Source organism: Variovorax sp. KBS0712, from assembly GCF_006323185.2.
Lineage (GTDB): Bacteria > Pseudomonadota > Gammaproteobacteria > Burkholderiales > Burkholderiaceae_C > Variovorax > Variovorax boronicumulans.
In genome coordinates, this window is sequence record NZ_VCCD02000001.1 from 1342845 (window position 1) to 1359167 (window position 16323).

Sequence of the window (16323 nt, forward strand, 5' to 3'; positions counted from 1 at the left end):
ATGAACGCGCCACGCACACGGGTGCAGCGGCGCCCTGTGCATGGGGTGTTGCTGCTCGACAAGCCGCTGGGGTTTTCCAGCAACCAGGCCTTGCAAAAGGCCAAGTGGTTGCTGCGCGCCGAAAAAGCGGGCCATACCGGCACGCTCGATCCGCTCGCCACAGGCGTGCTGCCGCTGTGTTTCGGCGCCGCCACCAAATTCAGCCAACTGCACCTGGACGCCGATAAGACCTACGAGGCGGTCGCGCGCCTGGGCGTCAAGACCGCCACGGGTGACGCCGAAGGCGAGGTGATCGCCGAACGCCCGGTACAGGTCTCATCTGAAGACCTGGCCCGCGTCCAGGCCCAATTCACCGGCCCGATCCGCCAGGTGCCGCCGATGCACAGCGCGCTCAAGAAGGACGGCAAGGCGCTGTACGAGTACGCGCGCGAAGGCATCGAGATCGAGCGCGCGCCGCGCGACGTCGTCATTCACCAGCTCACGCTGACCCGGCTGGATGACACCAGCATTCGCATCGTTGCGAGCGTGAGCAAGGGCACCTACATTCGCACCCTGGGCGAGGACATCGGCGAGGCCCTGGGTTGCGGCGCGCACCTGACCTCGCTGCGCCGCACGGCCACGGGCGGCTTCGGGCAGGCGCAGTGCGTCACCATCGAAGCGCTCGAAGCCATGACCGAAGACGAGCGCCTGGCACGCCTGTTGCCGCCCGAAGCGCTGGTCGACGGCCACAGCCGCGTCACGCTCGCGGCCGAAGATGCCGCACGTTTTCTCTCGGGCCTGCGCCGCCGCGGCGGCTGGGCCGATGCCGAGGCGGTGGCCGTGTTCGGCACCGACCCGCAGGCGTTCCTGGGCACCGCCCACGTGAGCGCCGGCGAACTGATCCCGGGGCGCTTGCTGAACCCCATCGAAATTCAGCAAATTCTTTTGAACGCACCACAGACCGAAGCGACACCATGAGTACCAAGCAAATCCGCAATATCGCCATCATTGCCCACGTGGACCATGGCAAGACCACCATGGTCGACCAGCTGCTGCGCCAGTCGGGCACCTTCGCCGAGCACGAGAAGGTCGTCGACACGGTGATGGACAACAACGCGATCGAAAAGGAACGTGGCATCACGATCCTGGCCAAGAACTGCGCCGTGACCTGGGAAGGCACGCACATCAACATCGTCGACACCCCGGGCCACGCGGACTTCGGCGGTGAAGTGGAACGCGCGCTGTCGATGGTCGACGGCGTGGTGCTGCTGATCGACGCGCAGGAAGGCCCGATGCCGCAGACGCGCTTCGTGACCAAGAAGGCGCTGGCCCTGGGCCTGAAGCCGATCCTGGTCGTGAACAAGGTCGACAAGCCCGGCGCGAACCCCGACAAGGTGGTCAATGCCGCCTTCGACCTGTTCGACAAGCTCGGCGCGACCGACGAACAGCTCGACTTCCCCGTGGTGTACGCCTCGGGCATCAATGGCTGGTCGTCGCTCGAAGAAGGCGCGCCTGGCGAGCAGTGGGGCCCCGACATGTCGGCCCTGTTCAACACCATCCTGAAGCACGTGCCGTCGCAAAAGGGTGATCCGAACGCGCCGCTGCAGCTGCAGATTTCCGCGCTCGACTTCTCGACCTTCGTCGGCCGCATCGGCGTGGGCCGCATCAGTCAGGGCACGCTCAAGCCCATGTCCGACGTGCTGGTCATGGAAGGCCCGGACGGCAAGAGCATCAAGGGCCGCGTCAACCAGGTGCTGACCTTCCAGGGCCTGGACCGCGTGCAATCGACCGAAGCCGGCCCCGGCGAGATCGTGCTGATCAACGGCATCGCCGACATCGGCATCGGCGTCACCGTGACCGACAAGGACAATCCCGCGCCGCTGCCCATGCTCAAGGTCGACGAACCGACCCTGACCATGAACTTCTGCGTGAACACCAGCCCGCTGGCCGGCCGCGAAGGCAAGTTCGTGACCAGCCGCCAGATCTGGGACCGTCTGCAGAAGGAACTGCAGCACAACGTGGCGCTGCGCGTGAACGAGACCGACGAAGAAGGCATCTTCGAAGTCATGGGCCGCGGCGAACTGCACCTGACCATCCTCTTGGAAAACATGCGCCGCGAAGGCTATGAAATGGCCGTGTCCAAGCCGCGCGTGGTGTTCCGCACCGTGAACGGCGAGAAGCACGAGCCCATCGAAATGGTCACGGCCGACATCGAAGAAGGCCACCAGGGCGGCGTGATGCAGGCACTGGGCGAGCGCAAGGGCGAACTCGTCAACATGGAACCGGACGGCCGTGGCCGCGTGCGCCTGGAGTACCGCATTCCGGCGCGTGGCCTGATCGGCTTCACGAACGAATTCCTGAACCTGACGCGCGGCTCGGGCCTCATCAGCAACATCTTCGACAGCTACGAGCCGCACAAGGGCGACATCGGCGGCCGCAAGAACGGCGTGCTGATCTCGATGGACGACGGTGAAATCTTCACCTACGCCCTGGGCAAGCTGGACGACCGCGGCCGCATGTTCGTGAAGGCGAACGATCCGGTGTACGAAGGCATGATCGTGGGCATCCACAGCCGCGACAACGACCTCGTCGTGAACGCCACGCGCACCAAGCAGCTGACCAACTTCCGCGTGAGCGGCAAGGAAGACGCGATCAAGATCACGCCCCCGATCGACCTCACGCTGGAATACGGCGTCGAGTTCATCGAGGACGACGAGCTGGTCGAAATCACGCCCAAGAGCGTGCGCCTGCGCAAGCGTTTCCTGAAGGAAAACGAGCGCAAGCGCGCCGGCCGCGAAACGGCCGCCTGATCGCCGGCGTCGTCGTTTCATGCGCCTCACGCATGGCGCAGCCGTCGGGCTGATGGTCGCCGTGACCCTCATGTGGGGCACGGCGGGCGTTGTCACCCGGCACCTGGCGCAGGCGCACAGTTTCGAGATCACCTTCTGGCGCAGCCTCTTCACGATGCTGGCGCTGCTGGTGATCTTGCCGCTTTGGCGGGGGCGGGCGGTGTTCTCGCTGCTGCGCCGCGGCGGGCGCTCGCTCTGGATTTCGGGCGTCTGCTGGGCCGTGATGTTCACGGCCTTCATGGTGGCGCTGACCCTCACCTCCACCGCGAGCGTGCTGGTCACGATGTCGCTCGGGCCGCTGTTCACCGCACTGGCCGCGCGTCTTTTCATCGGGCACAAGCTTCCCGCGCGCACCTGGGCGGCCATCGTGCTCGCCGGGCTGGGCATCGGCTGGATGTACGGCACGCAGCTGCTGGGCGGTGGTGGCGGGTCGCTCGTCGGCACGCTGGTGGCGCTGTGCGTGCCGTTGGCCGGCGCGACGCAATGGACCGTGGTCCAGCATGCGCACGCCAAGGGGCAGGATGTCGACCTTGTGCCTGCGGTGCTGATCGGCGCGACCCTCTCCGCACTCGTCACCTTGCCGCTGGCCTGGCCGTTCCATGCCGGCCCCCATGACCTGGGGCTGCTGGCCTTCCTGGGGGTGTTTCAGCTGGCGATTCCGTGCGTGCTCTCGGTGCTGTGCGCGCAGGTGCTCAAGGCGCCCGAGGTGGCGTTGCTGGCGCTGCTCGAGGTGATCTTCGGCATCGCACTGGCCTGGCTCGGCGCCGGCGAGACGCCCGCGGCCAGCGTGCTGACGGGCGGCGTGCTCGTGATCGGCGCGCTGGTGTTCAACGAGCTGCTCGCGCTGCGCGGGCGCCGCACCACGCTGGCGGACAGCGCGCTGCCGGGCGCGCACTGACTCTCGGTCGACCTCAGCGCCCGAAGAGGTACCAGCCGATCACGATCACGACGGCCACCACGATCATTCCGAAGTTGCGCCAGCTGGCTTGTTGGCTGCGCGCGAACTCTTTGAGCATGTCGGCGGTCTCCTGCTCGTCGGCGGCGACGATCGCCTGGGCTTCGTCGAGGATACGTCGGTGGTCGGCTGCCGTCGCAAAGGCCGGCTCGGCGGCAACACGGGCACGAAGCGCTTCGAACGGCGCCGTGTCGAGCAGGCCGTCGGTCACTAGCCAGCCCAGCGTGCGGCCCAGGGCGACGGGCGCGCCGGTCAGGGGCGCGGCACGCAGCGCCAGGTCGCGGGTCTCGGTGTCGATCAGTCCTTCGTTGAACAGTGCGATCACGGCCTCGTGCGTGATGCCGGTCTTGCCGAGGTCCAGCAGGTCGTCCGCGTCGTAGGCGATGTCTTCCGCTTCGGTGAACGCCGCGACGGCCGGCGAGGCGGCTTCGAGGCGTTCCACAGCCGCATCCAGTTCTTCCTCGGCGATCAGGTTCTTGAGGCGCATCCAGGCCAGCGCATGCGCGGGGCCGGGAATCGGTGGCAGGGCGGGGGCCTCGGGGTGCGCGAGCGCGGCATCGTGCTGCGCGTCGGTGATGAGGCCGTGGGACACGAGCGCGTGGAAGGCATCCGGGTGGGTGTCGGCAAAAGTCATCGGGCCATTCTGCCGTGCACCATGAAAAAAGCCCCGGCAGGTGCCGAGGCTTGGGTCGCTGAAAGCGCCGGTTCAGACCGACGCCATCACATCAGCGGCATCAGGGACGGGCAACCTTCCAGGCACCGTTGGCCACGCCGTCACCGGTCTTGTCGCCGGCCTTGGTGTCCTTGGCCCAGTAGTACAGCGGCCAGCCCTTGTAGGCCCACTGCTTCTTGCCGTCTTCGCGCACGATGATGGTGTAGCCGCCCATGGGCTTGGCGGCGTCGGCCACGGCGAGCGGCGGCCAGTTGGTGGCACATTGGCCGTTGCAGGCGGAGGTGCCGGCATTGGCGGTGTCGCGGGCGAAGGTGTAGAGCGTCATGCCGTTCGGGCCGACCAGCACGCCGTCGGCGGTGCGGGTGGGCGTGTCGGGCGCTCCAGCGGTCTTGGTGGACATGCCGCCGCAGCCGGCGAGCAGTGCCGCTGCGAGGATCGAGGCGCTGAGCAATTTCATGCAGTTTCTCCTTCAGTTGAAAAATCAATCGCGAAAACAAGCCAGGTGAATGCGCGAACCGGCAGTTTATGCCGTCGCTACGATAACTCGCGGTAGGCCAGGGTCGCGAGTCTCAGTAGCGCATCGCGCGGCAGGCGACCGGCCACGGCATAGCCGAAACCCCGGTCGATCCAGTAGAAGCTCGGCACGGCGCCGTCCGAAGCAAAACGGAAGGCGGTTTCGCGCGAGGCAGCGGCGTCCGCGGCCTGCGCGTCGAGCGTGCCGATGTACAGCGTGATGCGTTCACCCGCCGCGTCCTCGAACATGAACTGGGCGCGCGCGCCGTTTTCGCCGGGCAGCAGGCGTCCGCCGACCAGCGTGTAGCCGAGCGAGGACAGGTCGGGCACCTTGAGCGGGTGGTCGAGGCGTTTGGACAGCCACTGCACCAGGTGCTGCTGCTCGGTGGCGGCCACTTCGACGGGGTGCCGTTTCTCGGGGGTGTAGACGACGTGGGCCACCGAGGCGTCGCGCACGAACTCGCGCACGGCCGGTGCGCGTGCCAAGGAGGCACCGGCCGCGCGCGGCGCGCTCGACCACTGGGCATTGCCGAGCCAGCCGGCCGCGAAGGCGACCAGCAGGCCGGCGGCCATGCCGCCCCAGCGCAGCCAGGGGGCCGAGCGACCGGCCTCGGCACGGCGCCGCTCGAGCACGCCCATCAGCGGCGCGGGCACGGGTTCATCGAGCAGGCCACCGTGCAGGCGGCGCAAGGCGTCGCGCTGGGCATGCCAGGCCGCCACGCGGGCCGCCATGGCCGGATCGCGCGCCAGTGCATCCTCGATCGCCTCGCGGCGCTCGGGCGGCAACTGGCCGTCGACCCAGGCGTGCAGCTCGTCGTCGGTGGGGGGCAGGGTGGGGCGGTTCATGGCGGGGTGCTTCAAATCACTTGAGGCGGCGCAGGCCGGGGCGGCTGGACGCGGTGGCGCCGTCCATCAGTTCCTGCAGGCGAAGGCGGGCGCGCGAGAGGCGCGACATCACGGTGCCGATCGGGATGCCGAGCACCTTCGCCACCTCGGCGTAGGACAGGTCTTCGAGCGTCACAAGCAGCAGCACGGCGCGTTGCTCCTCGGGCAGCTGCATCAGGCAGCGCTGCAGGTCGAGGCCCAGGCCCGGATCGACGCCGCCCTGCAGCTGCTCGGGCGCTACATCCTCCAGCGGCACGACTGCATGCGGCGGCGGCCGGCGCCGCACCTGGCTGGCGAAGAGGTTGTGCATGACCGTGAAGAGCCAGGCGCGCAGGTCGGTGCCCACCACCCAGAGCCGCCACTTGCCGCAGGCGCGCTCGAGCGTGTCCTGCACCAGGTCGTCGGCCGCCCAGGCATTGCCCGTGAGCGCGCGCGCATAGCGGCGCAGGCTCGGGATGTGCTCGACCAGCAGGCGGGCGTCCATGGGCGGGCCGGGAGCCTGTCCGACTCAGGGCTTGGCGGTTTTCCAGGTGCCGTTGACGCCGTCGCCGGTCTTGCCGCCCGGCTTGGTGTCCTTCACCCAGTAGTACAGCGGCCAGCCCTTGGCGGCCCATTGCTTCTTGCCGTCGTCGCGCGTGACGATGGTGAAGTCGCCGCTCGGCTTGTCGCTGTCGGCTGCCATGAAGGGTGGCCAGTTGGTGGCACAGCCGCCGTTGCAGGCCGACTTGCCGCTGCCGGCCGTGTCCTTGTCGAAGGTGTAGAGCGTCATGCCGTTCGCACCGACCAGCGCGCCATCGGCGGCCTTGGGCTGGGCGAACGCGGGGAGGGCGAGCAGGCTGCCGAGCAGTGCGGCGGCGATGCCGACGGAAGACATGCGAAGAGGCGACATGGAAAGACTCCTGGGTTGATGGCATCGAGGATCGATGACACCGCACAAACGCCCGCAGAGCGCGTTTTATTCCATGCCGCCCAAAAAAAGAAAAATCAGCGGTTGCGGCTCTTCATCGCGCGCTCGACTTCGCGCTTGCCTTCGCGGTCCTTGATGGTGTCGCGCTTGTCGTGCTCGGCCTTGCCCTTGGCGAGCGCGATCTCGCACTTCACCTTGCCGGCCTTCCAGTGCAGGTTCAGCGGCACCAGCGTGTAGCCCTTTTGCTCGACCTTGCCGACGAGGCGCTTGATCTCTTCCTTGTGCAGCAGCAACTTCTTGGTGCGGACCGAATCAGGATTGACGTGCGTCGAGGCGCTCTTGAGCGGGTTGATCTGGCAGCCGACCACGAACAGCTCGCCGTCGCGGATCACCACGTAGCCGTCGGTCAGCTGCACCTTGCCTTCGCGCAGCGACTTGACTTCCCACCCCTCGAGGACCATGCCGGCCTCGAAGCGTTCTTCGAAGAAATAGTTGTAGGCGGCCTTCTTGTTGTCGGCGATGCGGGAGGAGGTGTCTTGTTTCTTGGTGGCCATGGCTCGAGAAGTTGGGGGCGCATGGCTTCAATACAATCCGTCGCGCACGCTGTGCCGATTCTATGAAAACAGTCCACAAGTCCGTCCTCATCTGGTACAGCGCCGAAGAAATGTACGCGCTCGTCACCGATGTGGCGAAGTACCCGCAGTTCCTGCCCTGGTGCGACAAGTCGCGCGTCATCGAGCAGGACGAGGGCGGCATGACCGCCGAAGTCGGCCTGGCCTTCGCCGGGCTGCACCAGAGTTTCACCACCCGCAACACGCACATCGCAGGCCGCGAGGTGCAGCTGAAGCTGGTCGACGGGCCGTTCTCCAACCTCGACGGCACCTGGAAATTCCATCCCGTGGGCGAGCAGGGCGAACGCGCCTGCCGCGTCGAACTGCAGATGAGCTACGGCTTCAGCAACTTCGCGCTGCAGGCGCTGGTGGGGCCGGTGTTCGACACCATCGCATCGAGCCTGGTCGAGGCCTTCGTCAAGCGCGCCGAACAGGTCTACGGCGAAGGCTGATGGCCGACAGCCGCATCGAGGTCACGCTGAGCTGTTCGCCGGCGGCGCGCGAGGTGTTCGAGCAGGTCCTGCAGCTCGCGCCCGGCACCGCGGTGGCCGAGGCGGTGAAGGCCAGCGATCTCATGCAGCGCTTTCCCGACCTGGACTGGCGGCATGCCATGACGCCGGGCATCTGGGGCCGGGCGGTGGCGTGGGAGCAGCCGTTGAAGGACGGCGACCGCATCGAGCTGTGCCGTCCGCTCACGGTCGATCCGAAGGTGGCGCGCCGTGAACGCTTCCAGCGGCAAGGCGCGCGCGGCACGGGCCTGTTCGCGAACAAGCGCAAGGGTGGCAAGGACGGCTACTGAGCAGCCTGCACTGGCCGGCCGGGTCAGCGGCTTACTTGCAGTCGCTGTCGATGACCGTTTGAGCGCGCTTTTGCGCGTCGGCACGAGCGGCGTCGTCCATGAACTCGCGCTCGCCCTTGGCATTGACCTTGGCGATGCGGATGCCGCTGTCGATGGTGTTCTTGTTCTCGCGCGCACGGGCGCAGTTGTCGGCCTTGGCCTTGGCGATCTTCGCGGCCTCGGCCGCTTCCTTGGCCTTCTGCTCGGCCTCGGCCTTCTTGGTCTTTTCCTCGAGTTCCTTGTCCACGCCCGTGGGCTTGGGCGGCGCAGCCTTGGGCGCCGCCGCTGTCGTCTCGCTGCTTCCCTCGGGGGCTGGCGTGACCGGAGCGGGCGCCCGGGCCGATGGCGAGGGGCCGGCACGGCGCAGGATGTTCTTCTCGGGGATGTCGGTGGGCGGCGGCTGGTCGCTGAAGACCTTCTTGCCGCTGTTGTCGACCCATTGCCATTGCGCGCTCGCCGAGAGCGGCAGCGCGCACGCGCAACCCAGTACCAGCCAATGCAGGAGATTCATGCGCGGAGTTTAGCTGGGCCTTACTTTTTGCAACATCCGGAATAGGCGGTTTTGCAACGGTCAAAAAGAACCCGCGCCGGCGAAGCGGGCGAGGGCCTCGTTACAATCCGTCTTTTGGAGCCTCACCCATGCGCCTTCTCGGCAAAGCGCTCACCTTCGACGACGTGTTGTTGGTGCCAGCATTCTCCCAAGTCCTGCCCAAGGACACGTCTCTCGCCACCAAGTTCTCCCGCAACATCACGCTGAACCTGCCGCTCGTCTCGGCGGCCATGGACACCGTGACCGAAGCCCGCCTCGCGATCGCCATCGCGCAGGAAGGTGGCATCGGCATCGTGCACAAGAACCTCACCGCGCAGCAGCAGGCCGCCGAAGTGGCCCGCGTCAAGCGCTACGAGTCCGGTGTTTTGCGCGACCCGGTGGTGATCACGCCGACGCACTCCGTGCGCCAGGTGATGGCACTGTCCGACCAGCTCGGCATCTCGGGCTTCCCGGTGATCGACGGCGGCAAGGTCGTCGGCATCGTCACGGGGCGCGACCTGCGCTTCGAGAACCGCTACGACGTGCCCGTCAGCGAAATCATGACGCAGCGCGACCGGCTCATCACCGTGCCCGACGGCACCACGCTGGCCGAGGCCAAGGCGCTGCTGAACAAGCACAAGCTCGAGCGCCTGCTGGTCATCAACGGCGACTGGGAGCTCAAGGGCCTCATCACCGTCAAGGACATCACCAAGCAGACCAGCTTCCCCAACGCCGCACGCGACGCCAACGGCCGCCTGCGCGTGGGCGCGGCGGTCGGCGTGGGTGACGGCACCGAAGAGCGCGTCGAAGCCCTGGTGAAGGCCGGCGTCGACGCCATCGTGGTCGACACGGCCCACGGCCACAGCGCCGGCGTGATCGAGCGCGTGCGCTGGGTCAAGAAGAACTATCCGCAGGTCGACGTCATCGGCGGCAACATCGCCACCGGCGACGCCGCACGCGCACTGGCCGACGCCGGCGCCGATGCCGTCAAAGTCGGCATCGGCCCGGGCTCCATCTGCACCACCCGCATCGTCGCTGGCGTGGGCGTGCCGCAGATCATGGCGGTCGACAGCGTCGCCACCGCGCTGCAGGGCACGGGCATTCCGCTGATCTCCGACGGCGGCGTGCGCTACTCGGGCGACATCGCCAAGGCGATCGCCGCAGGCGCCAGCACCGTGATGATGGGCAGCATGTTCGCCGGCACCGAAGAGGCGCCGGGCGAAATCGTGCTGTACCAGGGCCGCAGCTACAAGAGCTACCGCGGCATGGGCTCCATCGGTGCGATGCAGCAGGGCAGTGCCGATCGGTACTTCCAGGAATCGACCACCGGCAACCCCAACACCGACAAGCTCGTGCCCGAAGGCATCGAAGGCCGCGTGCCCTACAAGGGCTCGATCGTCTCCATCGTCTACCAGATGGCCGGCGGTGTGCGTGCCAGCATGGGCTACTGCGGCTGCGCGACCATCGAGGACATGCAGAACAAGGCTGAGTTCGTGGAGATCACCACGGCCGGCATCCGTGAGAGCCACGTCCACGACGTGCAGATCACGAAGGAAGCGCCGAACTACCGCGCTGAGTAAATGTGGCCCCCACGCGCCCCCACTGCGTGTGGGGCGCTGCCCCCCAAGGGGGCCGCAGGCCGCCTTGGGGCGGCCCGGCGCCGGCCTGAAGCCCAATCTGGCCAGACCTTGAAAGTCAGGCCAGACTCGGTTTAGAATTCGGGCCAGATTCAAATTTTCTGGCCCAAATGCAATCCATCGGCATCGCTGAAGCCAAGAACAACTTCTCGGCCCTGATCGACCTGGTCGAAAAGGGCGAGGAGGTTCGCATCACCCGCCACGGCAAGGAAGTCGTGCGCATGCTGCCGGTGCGCCGCAAGCCCGTCATCACCGACGAGCAGATCGCCCGCGAGCTCGGGCAGATCGACGCGCTGCACGCCACCATCCAGCCCGGCCCCACGACCCGCGAGCTCCTGGACCAGGGACGCCAGCCATGACCGCCTTCGTCATGGACGCCTCGGTCACCGCCGCCTGGCTGCTGCCCGACCAGGCCAGCGAACACACCCGCAGGCTCTACGCCGCCATCCGCCGCGACGAGGTCGAGCCGCAGGCGCCCAATGCCTGGCAATGGGAGTGCGCCAACATCCTCGCCAACGGCGTGCGCAGCGGCCGCATCCCGGCATCGGCCGTCGAGGGCTTGTGGAGCGTGCTCGATGCCATCCGCCACCGCGTGGAGCTGCACGACCTTGCGCCGGCCCAGCACAAGGCCGTGCTCGCCGTGGCCATCGACGCGGGTGTCTCGCTCTACGATGCGGGCTACCTCTGGCTCGCCAAATCGCTCAACCTTCCGCTCGCCACCTTCGACGAGCACCTCATCCAGGCGGCGCCGCACGCGGGCGTCAAGCTGTTCGACATTTCAACGCTCTGAGTCCTTTCGCCATGCAACACGACAAGATCCTCATCCTCGACTTCGGCTCGCAAGTCACCCAGCTCATCGCACGCCGCGTGCGCGAAGCGCATGTGCTCAGCGAAGTGCATCCCTGCGACGTCACCGACGAGTGGGTGCGCGAATACGCCGCCGACGGCCACCTCAAGGGCGTGATCCTCTCGGGCAGCCACGCCAGCGTGTACGAAGAGACCACCGACAAGTGCCCGCAAGCTGTGTTCGACCTCGGCATTCCCGTGCTCGGCATCTGCTACGGCATGCAGACCATGGCGCACCAGCTCGGCGGCAAGGTCGAAGGCGGCCACAAGCGCGAGTTCGGCTTCGCGGCCGTGCGCGCCCATGGCCACACCGCGCTGCTGAAGGACATCGCCGACTTCACCACGCCCGAGGGCTTCGGCATGCTCAACGTGTGGATGAGCCACGGCGACAAGGTCACCGAGCTGCCGCCCGGCTTCAAGCTCATGGCCAGCACCGACAGCTGCCCCATCGCCGGCATGGCCGACGAGGCGCGCCGCTACTACGCGCTGCAGTTCCACCCCGAAGTCACGCACACCGTGCAGGGCAAGGCCATCATCGACCGCTTCGTGCTCGGCATCTGCGAAGCCAAGCCCGACTGGGTCATGCGCGACCACATCGCCGAAGCCGTGCAGAAGATCCGCGAGCAGGTGGGCGACGAAGAGGTCATCCTGGGCCTGTCAGGCGGTGTCGATTCGAGCGTGGCCGCCGCGCTCATCCACCGCGCCATCGGCGACCAGCTCACCTGCGTGTTCGTCGACCACGGCCTGCTGCGCCTGAACGAAGGCGACATGGTCATGGAAATGTTCGAAGGCAAGCTGCACGCGAAAGTCATTCGTGTCGATGCCAGCGACCTGTTCCTGGGCAAGCTCGCCGGCGTGAGCGATCCCGAAGCCAAGCGCAAGATCATCGGCGGCGAGTTCGTCACCGTGTTCAAGCAGGAAGCCGCGAAGCTCAAGGCGGGCGACGGCGGCCACAAGGGCGCGACCTTCCTGGCGCAAGGCACCATCTACCCCGACGTCATCGAGTCGGGCGGCGCCAAGAGCAAGAAGGCCGTCACCATCAAGAGCCACCACAACGTGGGCGGCCTGCCCGAGCAGCTGGGCCTGAAGCTGCTCGAACCGCTGCGCGACCTGTTCAAGGACGAAGTCCGCGAACTCGGCGTGGCGCTGGGCCTGCCGCCCGAGATGGTGTACCGCCACCCGTTCCCTGGCCCGGGCCTGGGCGTGCGCATCCTGGGCGAAGTGAAGAAGGAATACGCCGACCTGCTGCGCCGCGCCGACGCGATCTTCATTGAAGAGCTGCGCAACTTCACCGACGCCGAGACCGGCAAGACCTGGTACGACCTCACGAGCCAGGCCTTCACCGTGTTCCTGCCCGTGAAGAGCGTGGGCGTGATGGGCGACGGCCGTACCTACGACTACGTCGTCGCGCTGCGCGCCGTGCAGACCAGCGACTTCATGACCGCCGACTGGGCCGAGCTGCCGTACGCGCTGCTCAAGAAGGTGTCGGGCCGCATCATCAACGAGGTGCGCGGCATCAACCGCGTGACCTACGACGTGTCGAGCAAGCCGCCGGCGACGATCGAGTGGGAATGAGTTCCTGAAAAGAAGAAAGGCGCCGCAAGGCGCCTTTCTTCTTTGGCGGGTGACCCGATGATCAGAAGCTCGCCTTCAACCCCACCGTGAACATCCCGCCCTTGGCCTGCTTCGACAGCTTGCCGAAGTAGTCGTAGTCGGCCGTGATCGCGAGGTTCTGCGTCATGCGGTACTCGGCGCCGACACCGACCATCAGACCCGTGCCGCTGCCCGAAAGGCGCTGGTTGGCCGGGGCCCACTTGTTGTCGCCGGAGATGCGTCCGCGTGCCACGCCGAGGCGGCCGTTGAGGGCGAAGGCGTCGCCCAGCGGCATGCGGGCGGTGGCGGCCGCGTAGAAGACCTGGCCGGTGCCGGTCTGCAGCCTGGAGCCGCCGTAGGCCGAGCTCCATTGGCTCACGCTGCCGAGGCGGGCGTAGCCGGCTTCCACGCCGAAGTGCTCGGTCAGGCGATAGCCGCCATACAGCTTGTACGACGTGCCGCTCTTGTCGGCCTTCTTGCCGCCCCATGGCACGGGCACGGGGGCGTTTTTCGAGGACGACAGGCTGTAGCTGGAGCGGCCGATGGCGCCGCCGACATACAGCCCGGTGTCCTTGTCGAGACCGGCGGCGAAGGCGCCGATGGAGGCGGTGCCGAGCCAGAGAGCTGCGAGTGCGAGGCGGGCTTGCGTTTTCGTCAAGATGAAATCCTGTTGGTTGATCGATTGAATGAATGCGTGGATGAACGGCGTGTCGTTGTTCGCCTTGCCGCCACCGTTCGACGATTCTCAAAAACCAAGCTGAAGACGAGCTTCGCGTTTGCTGAAGGCCTCATGAAGGGCCCTTGCCATGGGCGATGATCGACACATGTCAGCCCAGCTTCTTCTTCCCGGAATCGATCCCCCGCCGCGGCCCCTGCCGCGGCCTCGCGGCACCCAGGCCCCTCGCAAGGCGCCGCTGCCGCACTCGCTTTTCTTCGCACTGCTTCCCGCCCCGCAAGACGCCGAAACGATCGCCGCGCTCGGTGCGCGCATGAACTCCCAACACGCCCTGAAGGGCACGGTGGTCGAGGCGCAGCGCCTGCATGTCACGTTGTTCGACCTCGGCAACCACGACCAGGTGCCGGCCGACAAGGTGGCCCAGGCATCGACCGCGGCCGCCGCGGTGTCCGTGCCGGCGCTCGATGTCGTTTTCGAAAAGTCCATGAGCTACGCCAAAGGCGCGCTGGTGCTGTGCGCCGACGACGAGGCCAACGTTGCGGCGTTGCGCGCGTTCAGGCAGCGCCTGGGCGAGGCGCTGGCCGATGTCGGCCTGAAGCCCTCGCGCGCGTTCACGCCGCACATGACCGTCGCCTATGCGCGGCGCAAGCTCGAAAAGCACGCGCTCGAAGCGCCCGCCCGGTGGTCCGCCCATTCGCTGGTGCTCATCGACAGCCACGTGGGCGAGGGCGTGCACGAGGTGCTGGGCCGCTGGCCCGCCGAGGTGGCCGCCTAGGCGCCGTCCTGATCGGCAAACGTATCGAACAGCAGCCCGCGCAGCCACTGGTTGCCCGGGTCGCGGTGCACCTTCGCGTGCCAGAACAGGTTGATCGCGATCTGCGGCAGCGCCACCGGGTGCGGTCGCCACACCAGGCCGAAGGGCTCGGCGATGCTGCGCGCCAGCCGCTCGGGCACGGTCGCGATCATCTCGCTCGACTGCAGGATGTGGCCGATGGCCACGAAGTGCGGCACCTTGAGCCGGATGCGGCGCTGGATGCCCTGCGCCGCCATCACGTCGTCGGCCTTGCCGTGGCCCGTGCCGGCGGCCTGCACCTGCACGTGGTCCGCTGCGCTGAAGTCCTTCAGTGAGACGCTGCGCTTGCGCGCCAGCGGGTGCGTACCCGCGAACAGGCACACATAACGCTGCAGGAACAGCCGGCGCTGGAACACGCCCGACTTGAGCTGCGGCAGCAGGCCGATGGCGATGTCGACATGGCCGGCCTCCAGGTCGTCGCGCAGGTGGGTCGCGGTGTTGTTGCGCAGCGTGCTGATGGTCACGCCCGGCGCGGCGGCCGAGAGCGTTTCCATGAGGCGCGGCGTGAAGTAGATCTCGCCGATGTCGGTCATGGCGAGCGTGAAGCTGCGCGTGCTCGTGGCGGGGTCGAACACCACCTGCTGGTTGAGCGCCGTGTGCAGCGCGCCCATGGCGTAGGCCACCGGCTCGGCCAGCTGCAGCGCGAAGGGCGTGGGCTCCATGCCGCGTGCGGTGCGCAGAAAAAGCTCGTCGCCCAGCAGCTTGCGCAGGCGCGCCAGCGCGTTGCTGATGGCGGGCTGCGACAGGCCCAGCGACTCGGCCACGGCCGACACGCGCTTCTCGGCCAGCATGCGGTCGAACACCAGCAGCAGGTTGAGGTCGATGTCCTTGAGTTGCATGGCGCACCTTTATTCATGCTGGTGATACAGCCGATTCACCAGATTCTATTGGTCAATCGACAAGGGCCGCGCATCATCCGTGCCCAGAGACAAGCCGGCCCTGCCGCCGGCGCGAGAAAAGGAGAGCCCGACGATGGACCTGCACATTCACCCCCTTGCCCGCACCCTCGAGGTCCGCCCCGGCGCGAACCTGCTCGAGGTGCTGCGCGAGCACCAGGTGCCGGTGTCGTACAGCTGCATGTCGGGGCGCTGCGGCACCTGCCGCTGCAAGGTGGTGTCGGGCCAGCTGCTCGACGGCGGCCAGGACGCGATCCGGCCCGACGGGCAGGGCGAGCGCTACGTGCTGGCCTGCCAGAGCACGCTGACCGAAAGCTGCACCATCGAGATTCCCGAGCCCGACGAGGTGGTGGTGCACCCGGCGCGCGTCCTCAAGGCCACGGTCACGGGCATCGACGTGCTCACGCACGACATCCGCCGCCTGCGCCTCAAGCCCAACAAGCCGCTGGCGTTCTCGCCGGGCCAGTACGCGCAGCTGCAGTTCGGCCCCGAGCTGGCACGGCCGTACTCGATGGCCGGGCTGAGCCGCGACGCGGAGCTCGAATTCCACGTGCGCCGCGTGCCGGGCGGCCGCGTCACGGCCCACATCTTCGAACAGCTGCGCGTGGGCGACACCGTGCGCGTGAGCGGCCCGCTGGGCACCGCCTACCTGCGCACCAAGCACCGCGGGCCGATGCTCTGCGCGGCGGGCGGCACGGGGCTCGCGCCCATCCTGTCGATCGTGCGCGGCGCGGTCGCGGCGGGGCTGATGCAGCCGATCCACCTTTACCTCGGCGTGCGTTCCGATGCCGACGTGTACGGCCTGCCCGAGCTGCGTGAATTGCAGGCGCAGCACCCCGGCCTGAAGGTGCACGTCGTGGTGGTCGCCGGCCCCGCGCGCGACGGCCAGCGGCTGGGGCTCATCACCGACGCGATCCGCGCCGACCTGCCTGCGGGGCTCGAAGGCTGGCGCGCCTACCTTTGCGGCTCGCCGCCGATGGTGGAGGCCGCGAGCCGGCTGGTGCAGGCGCACGGCCTGGCGCCCGAGCAGACGCATGCCGATGCCTTCTACCTGCAAGGCACCTGAAGAACCGAACAAGAGAA

General features: G+C 67.5%; 20 protein-coding genes. 11 read left to right on the forward strand and 9 right to left on the reverse strand.

All coding sequences use genetic code 11. From position 1 onward, the window contains the following. Genes truB through FFI97_RS06095 form a run of 3 tightly spaced genes read left to right on the forward strand, consistent with a single transcriptional unit; the run spans window position 1 to window position 3726 of the window. Window positions 1-957 (forward strand): tRNA pseudouridine(55) synthase TruB, encoded by a 957-nt coding sequence (gene truB / locus FFI97_RS06085; protein ID WP_139701633.1) that lies wholly within the window; start codon window positions 1-3, stop codon window positions 955-957. Beyond that, window positions 954-2789, forward strand: a complete 1836-nt coding sequence (gene typA, locus FFI97_RS06090; RefSeq protein ID WP_062479817.1) for a translational GTPase TypA — start codon at window positions 954-956, stop codon at window positions 2787-2789. Before truB ends, typA begins: the two co-directional genes overlap by 4 nt. Window positions 2790-2808: 19 nt before the next feature. Then, the gene (locus FFI97_RS06095; RefSeq protein WP_139701632.1) at window positions 2809-3726 is read left to right on the forward strand and encodes a DMT family transporter; all 918 of its coding nucleotides are present in this window, start codon (window positions 2809-2811) and stop codon (window positions 3724-3726) included. 13 nt (window positions 3727-3739) lie between these two features. Here FFI97_RS06095 and FFI97_RS06100 read toward each other — a convergent pair whose 3' ends face one another. The 6 genes from FFI97_RS06100 to smpB all read right to left on the reverse strand — a co-directional run bounded on the left by FFI97_RS06100 (window position 3740) and on the right by smpB (window position 7315). Next, window positions 3740-4417, reverse strand: a complete 678-nt coding sequence (locus FFI97_RS06100) for a hypothetical protein (RefSeq protein WP_139701631.1) — start codon at window positions 4415-4417, stop codon at window positions 3740-3742. A gap of 100 nt (window positions 4418-4517) precedes the next feature. Beyond that, window positions 4518-4913: an ATP-binding protein gene (locus FFI97_RS06105; protein ID WP_062479812.1), complete on the reverse strand. Its 396-nt coding sequence runs from the start codon at window positions 4911-4913 to the stop codon at window positions 4518-4520. Between the two features lie 77 nt (window positions 4914-4990). Next, entirely contained in the window at window positions 4991-5815 is an 825-nt protein-coding gene (locus tag FFI97_RS06110; RefSeq protein ID WP_139701630.1) for an anti-sigma factor family protein, read from the reverse strand. A gap of 16 nt (window positions 5816-5831) precedes the next feature. Continuing rightward, complete coding sequence (locus FFI97_RS06115) at window positions 5832-6338, reverse strand: sigma-70 family RNA polymerase sigma factor (RefSeq protein WP_139701629.1); 507 nt, start codon at window positions 6336-6338, stop codon at window positions 5832-5834. A gap of 24 nt (window positions 6339-6362) precedes the next feature. Then, on the reverse strand, window positions 6363-6743 hold the full coding sequence (locus tag FFI97_RS06120; RefSeq protein ID WP_139701628.1) for a hypothetical protein: 381 nt from the start codon (window positions 6741-6743) through the stop codon (window positions 6363-6365). A gap of 95 nt (window positions 6744-6838) precedes the next feature. Next, window positions 6839-7315, reverse strand: coding sequence for an SsrA-binding protein SmpB (gene smpB / locus FFI97_RS06125; RefSeq protein ID WP_062477854.1), 477 nt, complete (start codon window positions 7313-7315; stop codon window positions 6839-6841). Between the two features lie 62 nt (window positions 7316-7377). Between smpB and FFI97_RS06130 the strand changes: the two genes are divergently transcribed. Then, the gene (locus tag FFI97_RS06130; RefSeq protein ID WP_062477851.1) at window positions 7378-7824 is read left to right on the forward strand and encodes a type II toxin-antitoxin system RatA family toxin; all 447 of its coding nucleotides are present in this window, start codon (window positions 7378-7380) and stop codon (window positions 7822-7824) included. Next, entirely contained in the window at window positions 7824-8171 is a 348-nt protein-coding gene (locus FFI97_RS06135; RefSeq protein WP_139701627.1) for an RnfH family protein, read from the forward strand. The genes FFI97_RS06130 and FFI97_RS06135 overlap by 1 nt, the downstream gene beginning before the upstream one ends. A gap of 31 nt (window positions 8172-8202) precedes the next feature. On the opposite strand, the gene FFI97_RS06140 is transcribed toward FFI97_RS06135, so the two are convergent. Next, the gene (locus tag FFI97_RS06140) at window positions 8203-8721 is read right to left on the reverse strand and encodes a DUF4124 domain-containing protein (protein ID WP_139701626.1); all 519 of its coding nucleotides are present in this window, start codon (window positions 8719-8721) and stop codon (window positions 8203-8205) included. A 128-nt stretch (window positions 8722-8849) separates the two neighbouring features. Here FFI97_RS06140 and guaB point away from each other — a divergent pair, with 128 nt between their 5' ends. The 4 genes from guaB (at window position 8850) to guaA (ending at window position 12797) form a co-directional block, all read left to right on the forward strand. Further along, window positions 8850-10319 (forward strand): IMP dehydrogenase, encoded by a 1470-nt coding sequence (guaB, locus tag FFI97_RS06145; RefSeq protein ID WP_062477841.1) that lies wholly within the window; start codon window positions 8850-8852, stop codon window positions 10317-10319. A gap of 167 nt (window positions 10320-10486) precedes the next feature. Further along, entirely contained in the window at window positions 10487-10735 is a 249-nt protein-coding gene (locus tag FFI97_RS06150; RefSeq protein ID WP_070060762.1) for a type II toxin-antitoxin system Phd/YefM family antitoxin, read from the forward strand. Next, entirely contained in the window at window positions 10732-11166 is a 435-nt protein-coding gene (locus tag FFI97_RS06155; RefSeq protein WP_070060761.1) for a type II toxin-antitoxin system VapC family toxin, read from the forward strand. The genes FFI97_RS06150 and FFI97_RS06155 overlap by 4 nt, the downstream gene beginning before the upstream one ends. Before the next feature lie 11 nt (window positions 11167-11177). Next, window positions 11178-12797: a glutamine-hydrolyzing GMP synthase gene (guaA, locus tag FFI97_RS06160; protein WP_062477832.1), complete on the forward strand. Its 1620-nt coding sequence runs from the start codon at window positions 11178-11180 to the stop codon at window positions 12795-12797. A 61-nt stretch (window positions 12798-12858) separates the two neighbouring features. On the opposite strand, the gene FFI97_RS06165 is transcribed toward guaA, so the two are convergent. Beyond that, on the reverse strand, window positions 12859-13473 hold the full coding sequence (locus FFI97_RS06165) for a porin family protein (RefSeq protein WP_185993567.1): 615 nt from the start codon (window positions 13471-13473) through the stop codon (window positions 12859-12861). Window positions 13474-13804: 331 nt separating this feature from the next. Between FFI97_RS06165 and FFI97_RS06170 the strand changes: the two genes are divergently transcribed. Further along, a complete protein-coding gene (locus tag FFI97_RS06170) occupies window positions 13805-14266 on the forward strand; it encodes a 2'-5' RNA ligase family protein (RefSeq protein ID WP_409574618.1) in 462 nt (153 codons plus the stop codon). Here the strand turns inward: FFI97_RS06170 and FFI97_RS06175 are convergent. Then, complete coding sequence (locus FFI97_RS06175) at window positions 14263-15183, reverse strand: LysR family transcriptional regulator (protein WP_062477812.1); 921 nt, start codon at window positions 15181-15183, stop codon at window positions 14263-14265. The two genes, FFI97_RS06170 and FFI97_RS06175, sit on opposite strands and share 4 nt — an antisense overlap. Window positions 15184-15316: 133 nt before the next feature. On the opposite strand from FFI97_RS06175, the gene FFI97_RS06180 reads away from it, so the two are divergent. Next, window positions 15317-16306: a 2Fe-2S iron-sulfur cluster-binding protein gene (locus tag FFI97_RS06180; RefSeq protein ID WP_139701623.1), complete on the forward strand. Its 990-nt coding sequence runs from the start codon at window positions 15317-15319 to the stop codon at window positions 16304-16306. Window positions 16307-16323: the final 17 nt, after the last annotated feature.

What these genes read in the sequence shown, in the direction of transcription:
- FFI97_RS06155 (WP_070060761.1), top strand. Translation starts at nt 10,732, where the DNA reads ATGACCGCCTTCGTCATGGACGCCTCGGTCACCGCCGCCTGGCTGCTG.
- guaA (WP_062477832.1), top strand. Translation starts at nt 11,178, where the DNA reads ATGCAACACGACAAGATCCTCATCCTCGACTTCGGCTCGCAAGTCACC.
- FFI97_RS06175 (WP_062477812.1), bottom strand. Translation starts at nt 15,183, where the DNA reads ATGCAACTCAAGGACATCGACCTCAACCTGCTGCTGGTGTTCGACCGC.
- FFI97_RS06135 (WP_139701627.1), top strand. Translation starts at nt 7,824, where the DNA reads ATGGCCGACAGCCGCATCGAGGTCACGCTGAGCTGTTCGCCGGCGGCG.
- FFI97_RS06115 (WP_139701629.1), bottom strand. Translation starts at nt 6,338, where the DNA reads ATGGACGCCCGCCTGCTGGTCGAGCACATCCCGAGCCTGCGCCGCTAT.
- FFI97_RS06095 (WP_139701632.1), top strand. Translation starts at nt 2,809, where the DNA reads ATGCGCCTCACGCATGGCGCAGCCGTCGGGCTGATGGTCGCCGTGACC.
- FFI97_RS06180 (WP_139701623.1), top strand. Translation starts at nt 15,317, where the DNA reads ATGGACCTGCACATTCACCCCCTTGCCCGCACCCTCGAGGTCCGCCCC.
- FFI97_RS06100 (WP_139701631.1), bottom strand. Translation starts at nt 4,417, where the DNA reads ATGACTTTTGCCGACACCCACCCGGATGCCTTCCACGCGCTCGTGTCC.
- FFI97_RS06150 (WP_070060762.1), top strand. Translation starts at nt 10,487, where the DNA reads ATGCAATCCATCGGCATCGCTGAAGCCAAGAACAACTTCTCGGCCCTG.
- typA (WP_062479817.1), top strand. Translation starts at nt 954, where the DNA reads ATGAGTACCAAGCAAATCCGCAATATCGCCATCATTGCCCACGTGGAC.
- FFI97_RS06110 (WP_139701630.1), bottom strand. Translation starts at nt 5,815, where the DNA reads ATGAACCGCCCCACCCTGCCCCCCACCGACGACGAGCTGCACGCCTGG.
- FFI97_RS06120 (WP_139701628.1), bottom strand. Translation starts at nt 6,743, where the DNA reads ATGTCGCCTCTTCGCATGTCTTCCGTCGGCATCGCCGCCGCACTGCTC.
- guaB (WP_062477841.1), top strand. Translation starts at nt 8,850, where the DNA reads ATGCGCCTTCTCGGCAAAGCGCTCACCTTCGACGACGTGTTGTTGGTG.
- FFI97_RS06170 (WP_409574618.1), top strand. Translation starts at nt 13,805, where the DNA reads ATGAACTCCCAACACGCCCTGAAGGGCACGGTGGTCGAGGCGCAGCGC.
- FFI97_RS06130 (WP_062477851.1), top strand. Translation starts at nt 7,378, where the DNA reads ATGAAAACAGTCCACAAGTCCGTCCTCATCTGGTACAGCGCCGAAGAA.
- FFI97_RS06140 (WP_139701626.1), bottom strand. Translation starts at nt 8,721, where the DNA reads ATGAATCTCCTGCATTGGCTGGTACTGGGTTGCGCGTGCGCGCTGCCG.
- FFI97_RS06105 (WP_062479812.1), bottom strand. Translation starts at nt 4,913, where the DNA reads ATGAAATTGCTCAGCGCCTCGATCCTCGCAGCGGCACTGCTCGCCGGC.
- smpB (WP_062477854.1), bottom strand. Translation starts at nt 7,315, where the DNA reads ATGGCCACCAAGAAACAAGACACCTCCTCCCGCATCGCCGACAACAAG.
- truB (WP_139701633.1), top strand. Translation starts at nt 1, where the DNA reads ATGAACGCGCCACGCACACGGGTGCAGCGGCGCCCTGTGCATGGGGTG.